Annotated in this window: 16 protein-coding genes and 1 riboswitch; of the genes, 7 read left to right on the forward strand and 9 right to left on the reverse strand. The window is 39.1% G+C overall.

Going from position 1 to position 16,505, the window contains the following annotated elements:
* Positions 1–74 precede the first annotated feature (74 nt).
* The 6 genes from PVK63_RS10640 to pspF form a co-directional block, all read right to left on the reverse strand.
* Positions 75–899 carry a peptide ABC transporter ATP-binding protein gene (locus PVK63_RS10640; RefSeq protein WP_130047636.1) on the reverse strand — a complete coding sequence of 275 codons (825 nt, stop codon included), beginning with the start codon at positions 897–899 and terminating at the stop codon, positions 75–77.
* Complete coding sequence (locus PVK63_RS10645; protein ID WP_130086473.1) at positions 883–1,896, reverse strand: peptide ABC transporter ATP-binding protein; 1,014 nt, start codon at positions 1,894–1,896, stop codon at positions 883–885. Before PVK63_RS10645 ends, PVK63_RS10640 begins: the two co-directional genes overlap by 17 nt.
* On the reverse strand, positions 1,896–2,783 hold the full coding sequence (sapC, locus tag PVK63_RS10650) for a putrescine export ABC transporter permease SapC (protein WP_130047637.1): 888 nt from the start codon (positions 2,781–2,783) through the stop codon (positions 1,896–1,898). The genes PVK63_RS10645 and sapC overlap by 1 nt, the downstream gene beginning before the upstream one ends.
* Positions 2,770–3,732, reverse strand: a complete 963-nt coding sequence (locus PVK63_RS10655) for an ABC transporter permease (RefSeq protein WP_130045390.1) — start codon at positions 3,730–3,732, stop codon at positions 2,770–2,772. The genes sapC and PVK63_RS10655 overlap by 14 nt, the downstream gene beginning before the upstream one ends.
* Entirely contained in the window at positions 3,732–5,357 is a 1,626-nt protein-coding gene (gene sapA / locus PVK63_RS10660) for an ABC transporter substrate-binding protein SapA (RefSeq protein WP_130086472.1), read from the reverse strand. The genes PVK63_RS10655 and sapA overlap by 1 nt, the downstream gene beginning before the upstream one ends.
* A gap of 85 nt (positions 5,358–5,442) precedes the next feature.
* On the reverse strand, positions 5,443–6,459 hold the full coding sequence (gene pspF / locus PVK63_RS10665; RefSeq protein WP_130086471.1) for a phage shock protein operon transcriptional activator: 1,017 nt from the start codon (positions 6,457–6,459) through the stop codon (positions 5,443–5,445).
* Positions 6,460–6,650: 191 nt separating this feature from the next.
* Here pspF and pspA point away from each other — a divergent pair, with 191 nt between their 5' ends.
* From pspA to thiD, 6 genes are all read left to right on the forward strand, one after another.
* Positions 6,651–7,316: a phage shock protein PspA gene (pspA, locus tag PVK63_RS10670; protein WP_130047640.1), complete on the forward strand. Its 666-nt coding sequence runs from the start codon at positions 6,651–6,653 to the stop codon at positions 7,314–7,316.
* Between the two features lie 45 nt (positions 7,317–7,361).
* A complete protein-coding gene (gene pspB, locus PVK63_RS10675; RefSeq protein ID WP_130045394.1) occupies positions 7,362–7,586 on the forward strand; it encodes an envelope stress response membrane protein PspB in 225 nt (74 codons plus the stop codon).
* Positions 7,586–7,972 carry an envelope stress response membrane protein PspC gene (gene pspC / locus PVK63_RS10680; protein ID WP_130047641.1) on the forward strand — a complete coding sequence of 129 codons (387 nt, stop codon included), beginning with the start codon at positions 7,586–7,588 and terminating at the stop codon, positions 7,970–7,972. The genes pspB and pspC overlap by 1 nt, the downstream gene beginning before the upstream one ends.
* A gap of 88 nt (positions 7,973–8,060) precedes the next feature.
* Positions 8,061–9,458 (forward strand): YcjX family protein, encoded by a 1,398-nt coding sequence (locus tag PVK63_RS10685; RefSeq protein WP_130086470.1) that lies wholly within the window; start codon positions 8,061–8,063, stop codon positions 9,456–9,458.
* Positions 9,455–10,492: a YcjF family protein gene (locus tag PVK63_RS10690; RefSeq protein ID WP_130086469.1), complete on the forward strand. Its 1,038-nt coding sequence runs from the start codon at positions 9,455–9,457 to the stop codon at positions 10,490–10,492. The genes PVK63_RS10685 and PVK63_RS10690 overlap by 4 nt, the downstream gene beginning before the upstream one ends.
* A gap of 62 nt (positions 10,493–10,554) precedes the next feature.
* A riboswitch (TPP riboswitch) is annotated at positions 10,555–10,652 on the forward strand.
* A 103-nt stretch (positions 10,653–10,755) separates the two neighbouring features.
* Positions 10,756–11,625, forward strand: coding sequence for a bifunctional hydroxymethylpyrimidine kinase/phosphomethylpyrimidine kinase (gene thiD / locus PVK63_RS10695; RefSeq protein WP_130086468.1), 870 nt, complete (start codon positions 10,756–10,758; stop codon positions 11,623–11,625).
* 11 nt (positions 11,626–11,636) lie between these two features.
* On the opposite strand, the gene PVK63_RS10700 is transcribed toward thiD, so the two are convergent.
* The 3 genes from PVK63_RS10700 to PVK63_RS10710 form a co-directional block, all read right to left on the reverse strand.
* Complete coding sequence (locus PVK63_RS10700; protein WP_130086467.1) at positions 11,637–12,452, reverse strand: GGDEF domain-containing protein; 816 nt, start codon at positions 12,450–12,452, stop codon at positions 11,637–11,639.
* 311 nt (positions 12,453–12,763) lie between these two features.
* The gene (locus PVK63_RS10705) at positions 12,764–14,122 is read right to left on the reverse strand and encodes a protein-disulfide reductase DsbD family protein (RefSeq protein ID WP_242511046.1); all 1,359 of its coding nucleotides are present in this window, start codon (positions 14,120–14,122) and stop codon (positions 12,764–12,766) included.
* Positions 14,123–14,177: 55 nt separating this feature from the next.
* The gene (locus PVK63_RS10710; RefSeq protein ID WP_242511045.1) at positions 14,178–14,708 is read right to left on the reverse strand and encodes a hypothetical protein; all 531 of its coding nucleotides are present in this window, start codon (positions 14,706–14,708) and stop codon (positions 14,178–14,180) included.
* Between the two features lie 88 nt (positions 14,709–14,796).
* Here PVK63_RS10710 and PVK63_RS10715 point away from each other — a divergent pair, with 88 nt between their 5' ends.
* Positions 14,797–16,458 carry a methyl-accepting chemotaxis protein gene (locus PVK63_RS10715; protein ID WP_130086466.1) on the forward strand — a complete coding sequence of 554 codons (1,662 nt, stop codon included), beginning with the start codon at positions 14,797–14,799 and terminating at the stop codon, positions 16,456–16,458.
* The last annotated feature ends 47 nt before the right edge of the window (positions 16,459–16,505 follow it).

The raw sequence follows: 16,505 nt of genomic DNA on the forward strand, positions 1-16,505 counted from the left end.
TTCTTATCCCGAGTTGAGGTTACATAGTCCCATCTTTATTATTGATAATAGAGATGGGATTTATTTAGTCTAATCTAGCACTCAATTTTAGGTGTCGCTGCACTAATACGCTGTTTTCTATCATGTGTAGGGGCATCAAAATGGCTAGCTAAAAGGCGCTGTGTAATAGAGTGTTGAGGGTTTGCAAAGATCTCTTGGGTTGGACCTTTCTCTACCACTTCCCCTTCATGCATCACCATCACTTTGTCGGTAATATGTTTTACTACACCAATATGTTGCGATACGTAGATAAATGAAATCGCCATCTCTTGTTGAAGCTCTAAAAACAGGTTAATGATTTGAGAACGCATCGCCATATCGAGTCCATTCAACGCTTCATCTGCAACAATAATAGACGGCTGTAAGATTAGAGCACGAGCCAAACAGACCCGCTGTTTTTGGCCTGTCGCCAGCATTTGTGGGTAGAAGTAAGCGTGTTCAGGTAACAAGCCAACACGTTGCAGAGTATCTTTAACACGGCGTTCTCTTGCTTCTGGAGGCATGCTGGTATTACGCTTCAATGGACCTTCTAGAATTCGGCCTATTTGAATTCGAGGATTTAACGATGAGTTAGGGTCCTGAAAAATCATACGTATTAATTTACAACGAGTTTGAAAATCTTTGTAATCTAAAACCTCACCATTAACTTTAATGATGCCAGAAGTAGGTTCTACGACACCTGCAAGCATTCTTGCTAAGGTTGATTTACCTGAGCCGTTCGCACCAATAAAACCTATTGTTTGTCCTGCTTCTAACGAAAAGCTGACGGGTTTAACCGCTTCTCGTACTTGTTTGCGAAATAACCCAGTACGAAAAACGTAATCTTTTTTAAGATCAGTGACCTCAAGAAGCGCAGTCATTCTTCTTCTCCTCAAAGTTTAGTGGGAAATGGCAGCTAAATTTGTGATCTTTCACTTTACGACCTTCAGGGACTTGCACGCATTTTCTTTGAGCATAAGGACAACGAGGACCTAAACGACAGCCAATAGGTAAATGCTGTAATGGTGGAATTGTTCCAGGCAATGATTCTAACTTGGCCTTATGGGGGATCCCATCTTTGCTAAAATCAGGCATGGCCCGTAGAAGCGCATTAGTATAAGGATGTTTTGGTGCTTCTAAAATATCTTTACGACAAGCAGACTCAACCGATTGACCGCAGTACATTACGGTGATTCTATCTACCCATTGCGTTAAAGTGATTAAGTCATGACTGATTAGCAGAATCGTGGTGTTATTAACTTGATTCATGCGGCTTAATAAACGGAATATTTGTGACTGGGTCACAGCATCCAATTCATCGGTTGGTTCATCAGCAATTAAGATACGAGGCTTATTGGCAATAGCCATAGCGATCATTACTTTTTGACATTCACCATCCGTTAACTCATATGGATAACATTTCATGATGCGTTTATGATCTTTGATCCCTACTTTATGAAGTAGAGCAATAGCGCCTTTCGTACGCCAATTCCAACGCTGCCACCAACTGCCAGTAAAGTACTTTGATGGAATTGCTTCTTTTAATTGGTTACCTACTTGCTCTGATGGATCGAGACAGGTCGACGGTTCTTGAAAGATCATCGCCATTTCACGCCCAATCACTCGGCGGCGTTCTTTTGGAGACAATGCAAGAAGGTCAATATTACCTAATCGCATTCTATCAGCACTGATCTTCCAGTTATCTTTGGTGATCCCTAAAATTGCTTTAGCGACAAGAGACTTACCTGAACCTGATTCACCTACCAACCCACGAATTTCACCTTCATTAAGTGTTAGGCTCATACGGTCGACAGCTTTTACCATACCTTGGGGCGTTTCAAGCTCAATGGTTAAGTGACGAATATCTAATAAAGGCATTACTCAGTCCCCGCATTTAGTGCACGCTGAATACCATCACCAACTAAGTTAATGATAATAACCGTAAAGGTAATGACGATACCAGGTAACGTTACTGTCCACGGAGCGGTATAAATTAACTCAATAGAGTCACCTAACATTACTCCCCATTCAGGACTTGGTGCTTGTGCGCCTAAACCGAGAAAACCCAGAGCGGTAATATCTAAAATAGCCACTGAAATCGCTAATGTCATTTCTGCGACGATAACAATGAGAATATTTGGAAGTACAGAATTCCATAAAAGGTAGAAGTCGTTCGCACCATCAAGTCGGGCAGCAAGGACATAATCTTTTTCTACCTCATTATGAACCGCAGTGTATACAGCGCGAATAAAACGAGGAATGAGAGCTAACCAGATTGCCAACAAAATATTAAATTCCCCAAACCCTAAGAAAGCAACAAAAATAATAGCGAGCAATAGGGAAGGAATAGAGAGAATGGTATCTAATAGGTGATTTAAAGCACTTGATAATAACCCTTTAGTCATACCAGCAAAAATACCAATGGTGCAGCCAACAAAGCCAGAAAATAGCGCCACAATTACAGCATAGCCAAAAGTTAATTGTGATCCCATTAATAAACGAGAGAGAATATCTCGACCTAAATCATCGGTACCCAAGAAGAACGCAACATCGCCTTCAGAACTCCATGATGGCGGCATTAATAGATTCTCTGATTGCCATTGAGGATCATAAGGACTCAGCCATGGTGAAGTGATGGTTATTATAATAATTAATAATAAACACCAAAATCCAAACATAGCTAAGGAATTCGTTCGAAAACTTAACCAAAAACGTTCCATTTGCGTTGGAATATGTTCTTCTTGATAAACACTATTTGAGAGCATAGAACTCTTTCCTTACTAATGGATTTACTGCGGCACCTAATAAATCAGACAGAATATTTGCGAATAAAATAAATGAAGCAACAGTAATTACCCCTGCTTGAACAGCAACAAAATCTTGATTAATAATAGCATCCAAAAGCCAGCGGCCAATACCTGGCCAGTTAAAAATAGATTCAGTTAAAATAGCCGCAGTAAATAGACCTGATAGTTGTATGCCTAGTTTCGGGATAATAGGCGGGAGCGCATTACGAATAATATGCTTAATCATAATTTGAAATTTAGACAGCCCTTTTGTATGAGCGACTTTAATGTAATTTTGAGTAATTACCGTAGAAACAGAAGAGCGCATCAAGCGAATGACCTCTGTCATTGGTGCAATTGAAAGTACCAACGTAGGCAATATTAAGTGCTGAATAATGTTTTCGAGCATTTCTGCACGGTACGGAGAGTTAGAAGCTAATACATCGATAAAGGCAAACCCTGTTTTAGTATCAAATTCATACAACAAACTGTAACGACCAGAAACAGGAGTAATACCAAGCTGCAAGCTAAAAAACATGAGTAAAATTAATGCTATCCAAAACAAAGGCATAGCGTAGCCAAGTAAAGCAATGGATGAAATAAAGGTATCCATTGGTTTACCTTGACGCATACCTGCAATGGTCCCAACAGGGGTCCCTATGATAAGGGCGATAAAAAAGGCAAAGAAGCACAATTCAATGGTAGCAGGGAAAACACGCAGAATTTCATCTAGCATATTTACACCGTATTCGTTCACACCAAGGTTTCCGCTAGTTAGCTGACCCAAGTAGGTGAACCACCCTGAGAAGAAAGAGGTTTGCGCCCATGCAGAGCTATCGTCAAGACGTAGAATATTGAAACCGATTAAGGTTAGGATCAATAGCGTAATAATGAATAAATTAAAACGTCGTATCGTGTAAATCCACATTATATCTCCTCCTTAATTCTGATAATTTTATGGAATGGATAGGTATTGAATGGACTTAATGTAAAACCGTGTAACGAAGATTGGTTCGCTTGATATTTTACGCCATGTGCTAATGGTATTATTGGCATTTCTTCGCTCAATAGATTTTGGATCTGACGATATAAGTTAATACGATAGCGAGGTTGATTCGTTTCTTTTGCTAAATCAAGCAAGAAATCAAACTCCTCATTACACCAATTGGCAACACCAAATCCCGCTTGTTTTGCGTCACATGAAAGCAATGGTCGAAGCATAGTATCAGGGTCTGAGCTGTTAGCATTCCAGCCTGTTAATACTAAATCGATGTTATTCTCTGCGAGTTCATTACGGTTTAACAAATCGCTAGTAATTAATTTAAGCTTAATCCCGATGTCTGAAAAATTGCTCTGAATAATTTCAGCTGACTTTTTAGGGCTTGGATTATAAGAGTTATTATCAAGAGGCACCCACATCGTCAGTTCAATTTCATCTTCTATACCAGCTTCACGTAATAATCCTTTTGCGTAATTTAGGTTATAGCGAATAAAAGAGCTGTCATTACCATAAGCCCAAGAAGCTGGAGGTAAGATCGACTTTGCCTCAATACCTGAATTATAGTAAACCGAGTTAATTAAGCTTGAACGGTCAATCGCAAAATTGAGCGCTTTACGCACGCGTTGATCTTGTAATAATGGGTTTTCTGTATTGATAGCAATAAAAGCAACGTTAGTTGCCGTTTGTGAATACAAAGTCAATTCGTCATTTTCAATAATAATAGGCAATTGACTGGATATAGGGTTTGCTACCACATCGCACTCTTGGCGCAGTAGTTTTGCTAATGAACCTGTCCCTCTACTTGATATATCAAATACCACTTGCGACATCTTAGCTTTACCTTGCCAGTAGTTGTCGTGTCGTTTTAAACGCACCATTTCACTTTTTTGAAATTGCGACAGTTTAAAAGGACCAGTACCGACAGGTAGTGAATCAATTAGGTTTTTATCGTCAGAGGCCGCAAGTTGCTGGGCATATTCTTTTGAGAGAATAACTGCGTAAGAGGTTGCTAAAGAAGATAAAAAGGTATTATCAGGTGAAGAAAGCGTGAATTGAACCTGATGCGGGTTAATGGCTTCTATTGAGGTCACTGTTTGAGGGAAATTGATACTATCAAACCATGGGTAATGCCCTGAATTGACATTGTGATATGAATTATCAGAGTTTATGATGCGCTCAAAACTAAAAACAACGTCATTTGCATTTAAAAAGCGTGTTGGTGTAAATAAGTCAGTAGTATGAAATGCAACGTTAGGTTGCAAAGTAAAAGTGTAAACCGTTCCTGTATTATCAACTTGCCATTCGCTGGCTAAATTTGGCGATGGCTTTTGCGTAACGGGATCAATAATAAGCAGGCGATCATAGATCTGAGCGCTAACGGCTTCCAGAATGCTGTTTTCATCAGAGATTTGTGGATTAAAAGAATCCAGATTTCCTGACTCACAGTAAACGAACCCTGTTTCATGGATTGTTTGTTTAATCCCCGCATCATAGCAACCAACAAGGCTAAATAATCCTGTTGCAGTTATGAGTATGCGCGCAATAATTTTCATAATGACCGCAGCTTTTTATCGATTTTAATTAATGAACCTGCCATTTTATACCCAAGTGACTGGTTCTGCACTTAAATATCTAAGATTATCCCTTGATTGTGGTCAAGAGTTGGTGCTTTTTCAATAATCCACGAAATTGATGGTAAGTAATGCCTAATTCTTCAGCGGCTTTTCGTTGATGATGTTGTGATTTTAATAGCGCTTGTTCAAGTAGTGCTTTCTCTTGCTCTATTTGAAATTGTTTTAAATTCAATGGTAGCGATATCGCTTGTTCTTCTCTTTCTTGAGCATTGAGTATAGCTGAAGGAGAAGAGGTTAACTGAGAATCTGCCCATGGAGAAACAAAAGGGTTGAGCTGAATTGACTCGATTTGAGCCTCTTCATGATTATGCTTAAACACGGCTCTTTCAATACAGTTTCTTAACTCACGGACGTTACCGGGCCAGTCATAACCTAAGATTTGATGCTGAGCATAACGTGAAAACCCTGCAAAATACGTTAAGTTCATTTCTTGGCACATTTTTATGGCAAAATGTTCAGCAAGTAACAGTACGTCTTGCTCTCGGTATCGTAGCGGGGGTAAATGAATCACATCAAAAGATAATCGATCTAATAAATCAGCTCTAAATTTATTTTCTGCTATTAAGTCTTGTGGGTTTTGGTTGGTCGCACAAATCAAGCGAACGTCTGCTTTTAGGGTTCGAGAACCACCAACGCGTTCATATTCACCATACTCAATCACTCGAAGCAACTTTTCTTGTACGGTTAAAGGCGCGGTTCCTAGTTCATCTAAAAAGAGGGAACCACCATCAGCACGTTCGAATCGACCTTGATGACGCTGCTTTGCTCCCGTAAATGAGCCAGCGTCATGACCAAAAAGCTCCGAATCTAATGTGCCAGAGCTTAAGGCGGCACAGTTTAAACTCACTAATGGCTCATCCCATCGCTTTGATAGAAAGTGAAGTCGTTGAGCAATTAACTCTTTCCCGGTTCCGCGTTCACCAAGAATGAGGATTGGTCTATCTATCGTCGCCAATTGAGATGCCTGGTCTAACGCAGATAAAAACGCATCCGATTCGCCGATTAAGCTGTCTTTTCTCATGCTTTACCTTAACTTAATTGGTCAATATTACTAAATAATGGTTATTTTAATCATAGCTTAAAATGGCATGCTCGTCGATTTGTTGTAAGCTGTTGATTTTTAATGAATGAAAACTTGGCATGTATTGTGTAATAGTCATAGTAGATTTAAAAATAGTTATCTAAATTGATATTAATTGAGAGGAATAAATTATGGGTATTTTTTCACGCTTTGCAGACATCGTTAATGCCAATGTAACTTCTTTACTGGATAAAGCCGAGAATCCAGAAAAAATGATCCGTTTAATTATTCAAGAGATGGAAGACACATTAGTTGAGGTTCGAACTGCATCCGCAAAAGCAATCGCAGATAAAAAAGAGCTGACACGCAAAATTGGTTCAATTGAAGCGCAAGTGATCGATTGGCAAGAAAAGGCAAGTTTAGCCTTAGTTAAACAACGTGAAGACTTAGCGCGTTCAGCATTGATTGAAAAACAAAAAGTACAAGACGTACTATCAAGCCTAAAAACAGAATTCATCCTTGTAGAAGAAAGCATTGAGAAGTTGACCACAGAATTAACTGAGTTAGAGACTAAACTGACAGAAACTCGTGCGCGTCAACAAGCATTAGTGATCCGTCAACAAACAGCGCAGCATCGTAACGACATTAAAGCGCATACGCATTCAGGTAAAACAGAACGTGCAATGGCAAAGTTTGAACAATATGAGCGTCGTATTGACGAATTGGACGCAAAGGCAGACACTTACTCAATGGGTAAAGCAAACTCACTAGAACAAGAATTTGCAGAGCTGCAAGCGCAAGATGAAATTGAAAAAGAATTAGAGCGCCTAAAAGAACAAATGAAGAAAGACGCATAATAGATTACAAGAATTGATCGAATTTGAATTACTAAGGAGAAAACAATGAGCGGCTTTTTTGCTTTCCCATTGGTCATATTTTTTATTTTTGTTGCACCGTTATGGCTGTTTTTACATTACCGAAGTAAAGGAAAAACAGCGCAAGGTTTGTCACAAGAAGATACACAGTTATTAAAAGCGATGACAGAGCGTGCGGATAAAATGCAACGTCGTGTTGAAACATTAGAGAAAATTCTGGATGCAGAATCCCCAAGTTGGAGGGAGCGCTAATGTCAAAAGAACTGTATAGAGATACTCGAAACGGAAAAATTGGTGGTGTTTGTGCAGGTATTGCACAGTACTTTGGTATTGAGCCGTGGATAGTACGTATTTTAGTAGTATCTGCCGCGTTATTCAGTGCGGGTTTTCTTGTTATGCTGGCGTACTTTGCAGCCATGTTGTTTTTAGATAAAGCACCAGTTGAAATGTACTACCGCACAGAAGAAAAACGTGAGCACACAGTAAAAAGTAAACCATGGCAAGCGGGTCAATCAGCATCAGAAGTGATTAAGCGTGTTGATAAAGACATGGCCAGAATGGAAGAGAAGATCCGCCGAATGGAAGGGTATGTTACTTCTTCGGAATACAAGGTTCGCCGCGAATTTCGTAACCTTTAATTAAGCAATAACTAAGACCTTGTTCATGGGGTGTTCAGATTCAGTTCTGTACACTCCATTTGTTGTTTGTAGAAAGAGAGAAATATGAATGAGTAGATTAACCAAAGAAATGAATAAATTAGTCAGCCGCAGTATGGATCGTCACGTCAAATTGGCGGTTACAGGGTTGTCGCGCGCAGGTAAGACGGCGTTTATTACCTCTTTGGTTAATCAGTGCTTACATGCCGCTTCAAGCGATAAATTACCTTTATTATCAGTGACCCGTGAAGGGCGAATGATTGGTGCGAAACGCATACCGCAATCAAATCTTTCTATTCCTAGTTTTACATATGATGAAGGGATGGATTCATTACTTGCTGAGCCGCCAACCTGGCCTGAACCTACACGGGATGTGAGTGAATTACGTTTAGCTATTAAATTTAAACCTAAATCGGGTGTGTTAAAACATTTGCAAGACAGCGCGACTTTATACGTTGATATTGTCGATTATCCGGGAGAGTGGCTATTAGATCTTCCATTACTGGATATGGATTATCTTAAATGGTCAAAGCAACAGCAGGTTAACTTAACTGGGCATAGAAAAATACTCTCTGAAGCATGGCTAAAAGAGGCGAAAAAGTTAGATCCTTTAGCGCCTGTCGATGAAAAACAAATCAGTCATATTGCAGAGTTATTTACTCAGTATCTTCATAGCTGTAAAGATTCTCAGGGTCTGCACTGGGTACAACCGGGGCGTTTTGTATTACCTGGAGAACTAGCGGGTGCACCGGTCTTGCAGTTTTTCCCATTTATGTTTTTGCATAAATACACAGAAGAAGAGCTAGCAAAAGTGAAGAAAGATTCGAATATTTCGATACTAAAAAAACGCTATAAACATTATCAACAGCACGTTGTGAAGAAGTTTTATAACGAGCATTTTAGACATTTTGATCGTCAAATTGTCTTGGTCGACTGTTTACAGCCATTAAATGCAGGTGAACAGTCATTTAATGATATGCGCCAAGCGGTTGATCAACTGATGCACAGCTTTCAATATGGTAAAAGTTCGATGTTAAAACGTCTGTTTTCGCCAAAAATTGATAAGGTACTATTTGCGGCAACCAAGGCTGATCATGTGACACCAGAGCAACACCCAAACATGGTTTTGTTACTGCAACAGATGATCCATCAAACATGGCAAGAAACGGCGTACGAAGGCATTAAAATGGAGTGCATGAGCATTGCGTCCATTCAGGCGACAACGGCCGGTATGATTGAAGATAATGGTGAGTTATGTGCTGCAATTTCTGGGATTAACAGTGAACAAAAACCATTAATGATGTTCCCGGGAGAGGTGCCAAAACGCATCCCGAGTAAAGCCTACTGGGAAACAGAGCCATTTAACTTTATGAGCTTTCAACCGTTGCACAATGAGAATGACAAACCGCTGCAACACATCCGAATGGATAAGGCGATGCAATTCTTGTTAGGGGATAAATTAGTATGAGTGAGTTAAAAAAACAGCGTATCTTTCAAGCCTCGTCTCAAGAGTTAGAGCAAGATATCGAAACCCTTGATAACCTTCAAACTCAAAAGCTATTTGAAGAGAATGTTAAATTTGTTCCTCAAGCTATCGAAGAAGAGGAATTGGATGGTGTGGATATTGAAACGCCATTAATCAAAAAGAAAACCCATTGGAGTATTAAAACATTAATTGGTGGTTTCCTTGGTTTAACGGTATGGCAAAGTGTTGATCATGTGATTACTGCCATTCAATCGGCTGATTTCTTATCGCTGGGCTGGGCTGGGTTAATTAGTCTGGCGGCTGTTATGGGAGTGACAGCGATTGGTCGTGAATTATGGATATTACATAAGCTTAAAAACCGAGCAGAAGTTCAACAGCAAGTGACTGAATTAGTCGAAGGTAATGGTATTGGGCAAGCCAAATCGTTTTGTGAAGATTTAGCGAACAAGGGCTCAACAGCAAAAACAGCTGAGTATACTCGTTGGCAAAACAGCATTGAATCTCATCACAATAACGCTGAAGTATTTGAAATGTATGACAGCATGGTGGTAGCTGAGCAAGATAAACGCGCAAGAGCTTTAATCAGTAGACACGCAGGTGAGTCAGCATTAATGGTGGCATTAAGCCCATTAGCTGTCGTTGATATGTTACTGGTTGCATGGCGTAACATTCGATTAATCGAGCAAGTTTCTCAAGTGTACGGAGTAGAGCTTGGTTACTGGGGACGTTTACGTTTGTTTAAAATGGTTTTGCAAAACATGGCTTTTGCCGGGGCAACAGAAATGGCGACCGATGTTGGTGTGGATATGTTATCAACGGGGTTGGCAGGCAAGCTCTCTACTCGTGCAGCACAAGGATTGGGGATTGGTTTATTAACGGCTCGTTTTGGATTAAGAACCATGAGTTTAATGCGTCCATTACCGTGGCAAATCGGTGAAGCTCCAAAGCTCTCGGATATGCGTAAAACTATCGTTAGTCAATTAGCGTCTAAATTGGGTTCTCAGCATAAAAATTAACCCATACAGATAACATTATTATAAAAATCATATTATCTCAAAATTAATTAGTGATAGTATGACCTCATTAGTCGGGGAGCCAATAGGCTGAGATCGCAATAGCGAACCCGTTGAACCTGATTCAGTTAGTACTGACGTAGGGAACTAATGGTCCTCTTGACTCGATCGCCTCTGATCCGTTTCTTTAGGTGAGATCTTGCGTACCAACGTAGAGATATTCTCATTCGACTGTTTTTCCTGAGCGTTAGTTAGGGAAAATAATTATGTCTACATTCGTTACTACAGCACCTTTGGCATCACCTGTTTTAAATAAGTTATCTACTATTACTCCTATTGTATTAACTATTGCAGGGTCTGATAGTGGTGGTGGCGCAGGGATCCAAGCTGATATTAAAGCCATCTCAGCAACTGGAGGCTATGCGTGCTCTGTTATTACCGCATTAACGGCTCAAAACACCCAAGGCGTTACGGGCATTTATTCAATCAGCAGTGAATTTGTAGAACAGCAGCTTGATGCCGTTTTCTCTGATCTAAATGTGATTGCCGTTAAAGTCGGAATGTTAAGTGATTCTGATGTTATTCATTCTGTCGCAAAAAAAATCAAACAATATTCTCCTCAATACGTGGTGGTTGATCCTGTAATGGTAGCCACCAGTGGCGATTTGCTACTTCAGGCATCTGCTATTGATAGCCTTAAATCTGAACTTCTTCCTCTTGCTGATGTGATCACACCAAATCTTCCTGAAGCTTCGGCATTAATTGGGGTTAAAGTTCCTAAAAATGAAGGTGAAATGACAGCCATCATTGATGAACTTCGTCAATTAGGTGCAAAATCAGTGTTACTAAAAGGAGGGCATTTAGAGGAAAGTACCAATAGTACGGATTTATTTATTGGTGCCGATTCCGTTGAGCGTTTGTCGACGGCACGTATTAATACTCATAATACACACGGGACAGGTTGCACTCTATCTTCAGCTATTGCATCTTATTTAGCTCAAGGTTATACGCTGGATGCTGCGGTTAGGCTAGGTAAGCAATATATCACCCAAGCAATTGTTCATGCAGATGAGTTAACTATTGGGAAAGGGTATGGACCAGTTAATCATTTCTTTGATAGAAATAAAGCAATTTAAATTATATAAATTCAATAGGTTGTCTGCTGTTGTACGAGGTGCTGTTGGCGGTTTTTCTTCTGTTGGGCTTTCATCTCATACATACGTTTATCTGAGTTTATAAGTGCTTCTTCTAGTCCTTCTCTTGTTGTTGATTCTATGCCATACGCAAAGGAAATTTGTTCATTCTCTAGCTGTTTACAAACACTGTTAATAAACGGCATTGAGCGATCTTTATGAGTGATGACAACAAATTCATCTCCTCCAACTCGAAGAGCCATTTCTTGCTTAATGCATGAGTTTCTCAGCACCTGAGCAAATCGAATAATCATTAGATCTCCTACTTGATGCCCTTTTAAATCATTAACTTTTTTCAAGTCATTTAGATCAAAATAAATAAGATCAAATGCATCTAATTCGATTTCAGAGAGTTTTCTTCTGTTATATAAATTAGTCAGTTCATCTTTCATGTTTTGTTTAGCCAATCTTTTCATCATATGAGTAATGCCAATAGCGATGAGTAGAAAAGCAATAAATAGAGAACCGTCGTCCAATAAAGTATCGATGATTTCGAACTTATCAGCGTGATATTCTATTTGAGGGAATTCTGTTAGTAGGTCATAAGCTTTATTAAATAGTAAAAGTGCGCCACCAGCAGTCAGAAAAGCATAAGGTGTTAAAAACTGGTAGGCCGTTAGATAGATATAGACTAATAAAATAAGTGTTAAACCTTCAAACCAAAGATCAGAAGCTGACTCAAAACCGATAACGTCATAGAGAAATGCGCAGAGAGCAAGAAGCGAAGAAAGAATAGCAACCGCAATTCGTGGCGTTGTTTTGTTCTGCATTATATTCATCCAGAGTTAATGGGACGTCATTCAGATAAGGTACTTAATTTTCAGATAAAAATAAATAGCCCTAAAGAAATAAATTAGAAGCATACGACTAAAATATAAGCAATTATGTATTAATAAGCCACTATCTCTAATATTAGATAGCAGCTTTTTATTAATATATCTTTATTGCGATTTATAACGGTTTATCAATGATCGCCTTTAAGTATTCAGTCAGTATAAAACCAAGGATTATGTTATTACCAATTACAAATTTGGCGTCATTCTTAAACCTAGTTGAGTATCAGTCAGTTCTGCTATTGTCATTAGTTTGCTCTCCCTGCATATTCAATTGCTTGCATTACATCATCACTTGTAAGAAGTACAGATAAAGGCAACCCTTGCGGTGCATTCGGCCCATAAACAACGTTAAGTGGAACCCCAAAACGTTGATGGCTTTTTAGATAATTAGTTACTTTCTCATTTGGGTGAGTCCAGTCTCCTTTCATCGCAATAACGTTTTCTTGATGCAGTGTTGAATACACAGGATCTTGTAAAATCACACCTACCTTGTTGGTTTTACAGGCAATACACCAGTCAGCAGTAACATCGACAAAGACTGTTTTCCCTTGAGCAACATATTCATTTATAGAGGGTTGATCCAAAGATTGCCAAGGGATATCGTCGACAATAGGTGTAACCCAATGCTTTGTTGTCATACTGCCAATAATCAGTAATGCGCTACTAGAGAAAACGATAATAGCTAAGATAGCAATAACGGTATTCTTGCCGTGTTTCTTACCTACTTTATATAATAAGAAAATAATTAGTAATGCAGTAATAATCCAAACAGTAGTGCTACCGAGAAAGGGAGAAAGTAAGCTAAGTAACCATAAAGTTGTTACTAGCATCATCAAACCAAAAATAATTTTGACCTTGTTCATCCACATTCCAGGCTTTGGCATAAATGAAACGAGTTCCGGAAATGAAGCGAACAGTATCCAAGGAAGAGCCATTCCAAGCCCTAGCGAAGTAAATATCCCCCACATTTCAAAAACATTAGCACCTAATGCGAAAGCAACCGCGGTACCTAAGAAAGGTGCACTACATGGAGTCGCAAGTAGTGTTGCAAACATACCCTGAACGAAGTGTCCAAGTGTTGTGTTATTGCCTTTACTCGCAATAGAGGTTGAGAATCGGCTTGGTAATTGGATCTCGAATATGCCAAATAAATTAGCGGTAAACAAGGCGGTAATGATAACCATAAAGCCAATGAATATAGGGCTTTGGAACTGGATCCCCCAACCAATGGCACTGCCTGTAAATTTTAAAATAAGCAAACCAGTCGCAAGTAACCAGAAAGACGTTAAGATCCCTGCGGCAGAAGCAAAAAACTGTAAGCGAATAGAACGTTTACTTGAGGTTGATGAAGTAACCATGCTGTTGAGTTTCATGCCTAATACAGGCAACACACACGGCATAATATTAAGAATTAATCCGCCTAAAAAAGCAAAAACAATCATGGTAATAATGCTGGTGTCTTTACTTTGGATTAGAGGTTTTGTATCGACAATCGCTGTTAATTCATGAGCAGATAAAGAAAAAGCAGACAGAAGCAACGCTGATGCCAATAGCACCGCTGAACGAAATCGAGCGATGATTTTAATTTGTTGAATTGTAAACACGGTTTTACTCCGAAAATAATTATATTAACTAAAGATATAAGTACTTACGGTGTGGTTATTCTTGGAAGGTGCAAAACGCGAGATGTCGCCGAACACCATAAGAGGTGGGCGGTTCTGTAAAAAAGTAAGTTGATCCAGCTTGTTTAAGGATCGCCGCAACAATAAGAAGGGCTAAGATAAACATCGGGATAGCAAAATCTAGATGAATGGTGTGAGCATTAACTAATTGTTCACTACTACTGCATTGTGAAGCATCATCGTTCTGAGCTTGGTCTGAATTGAGAGTGTGGATTTGCTCAATATTGTCAGGTTGAGATGATAAAGGGCAGCTTTTTGATAAACCAAGATTTTGAGAAAAACAAACAAATAGCACAATACACACTAACAATAGTGACCACGAAGCGGTACTTTGGCGCTTGTATTGTAATAATGAAAATCTCAAAGAAGTCAGCTTATTTTCAAGTGATAGGTATTTCCCATATTTTATTGATAAAAGCAAAAAGGTCAATGCAGATTTCTCAGTGAACCGGCTCTTTAAATGTAAGGGAAAATAAATAGTAGTGATGTTTTTATGAATAACTGGCATAGAAATTGATACATTAAAATAATAATAATAATTACATTTTTGATAAACGTATTAATTGAAGATATAACTTGAGCCCAGAGAGAGTAAAATGAACCTATCAATTAAAGCAAGATTGTACTTACTTGCGATTCTGCCTATTGTATTAACATCATTGTTGATAATGGCGATGACCTATAAGGAAGCCAGAGCATTAAACCAAGCTCAAGTGGACATGACACGTTCGCAGATGATGCAAATGAAGCGAGTCGAGCTGAAATCTTACTTGGATATTGTATCGTCAGAGTTAAAGCATTTTGCTGAACAAGATAAAACCAAAGAAGAAGTGTTAGAGTCATTAAAGCCAGTACAATTTGCAGATACAGGTTATTTATTTGGCTTTACCTCTAATGGTGTTCGTATTTTGCAAGGAAATACCAATGATATTGGTAATAACATGTGGAACATGAAAGATAAAAGAGGCAATTATTTTATTCAAGATATTATTACAGCGGCCAAAAAATCTTCTGGTTACTCTACGTATTATTATCCTAAATTAAATGAAACAGTGGCATTACCAAAATTGGCTTACAGTGTTTATTTTTCAAAGTGGGATCTAATCGTGGGCACTGGTTTCTACACCGATGACGTCGATGCTGTGATTAATAATATGAAAGCGTTAAGCGATAAACAGTTATCAGAGAGTATGCAAACTATTGTTTTGTTTACTCTTGTTATTATTGCGGTAGTTACGGTACTTGGCTCATTGATTAATAAAAGTATTATGGCCCCAATCCAGCAGTTTGATGCATCAATCAAATCGTTTGCTTCAGGCGATGCCGATTTAACAGCACGTATGCCTCACTTTACTGTTTCTGAGTTCAATCAATTAAGCACGAATTTTAATTTATTTGTTAAATCGCTGCATGAAATCATTACGAATGTATCGCACGTAAGCCGTGATGTCGTAGCTGAAACAACTAATATGTCAGAGCGCTCTGCTCAAGTGAATGCCGTTGTTATTAATCAGCGCTCAGAAACAGAGCAAATTGCGACGGCGATGACCGAGTTAACCACATCATCGCATGAGATTTCTTCAAATGCAGAGCAAGCGGCAAACTCAGCTCAAGATGCGGATAATAATGCTCAAGTGGCAATGCAAACCGTAAATGAAGCGTCAGAGTCAGTGAAAACATTAGCAGCAGAACTCGATGAAGCAAGCAATGTTATCTCGAAGCTAGAAGGTGATGTGCAGAACATCGCAAGCACCTTATCTGTAATTCAAGATATTGCAGAGCAAACTAACCTATTGGCTCTAAATGCGGCAATTGAAGCGGCAAGGGCAGGTGAGCAAGGGCGTGGTTTTGCCGTTGTTGCCGATGAAGTTCGTAAGTTAGCGAGTCGTACTCAAGAGAGCACTGCGCAAATACATCAGCGTATTGAGGCGTTGAAGTCAGGCTCTGATTCTGCGGTTCAAGTCATGGAATCTAGCAAAAACTTCAGTACACTGACTGTAAATAAAGCGGTGGCTGCGTCTGAATCATTAGGTCACATTTTAGTATCAGTAAATACTATTATGGAAATGAACTCATTAATTGCAACGGCTACTCAAGAGCAGAGCATTGTAGGTCAAGAGATCTCTGAGCGTATTGTTTCTGTATCAGATCAAAGTTCAGAGTCAGCAGAACTAGCGAGCCAAAACCGTGCTGGTGGTATTTTGTTGAATCAGAAAGCAAACGAGTTGTCTGAACTAGTCGCTCGATTTACTTTGTAATTACATACAGCAATAAATTGATTAAAGCACAAGAATTGAAAAGTTCT

This window comes from Aliivibrio sp. S2TY2 (genome assembly GCF_028765525.1).
GTDB classification, from domain to species: domain Bacteria; phylum Pseudomonadota; class Gammaproteobacteria; order Enterobacterales; family Vibrionaceae; genus Aliivibrio; species Aliivibrio finisterrensis_A.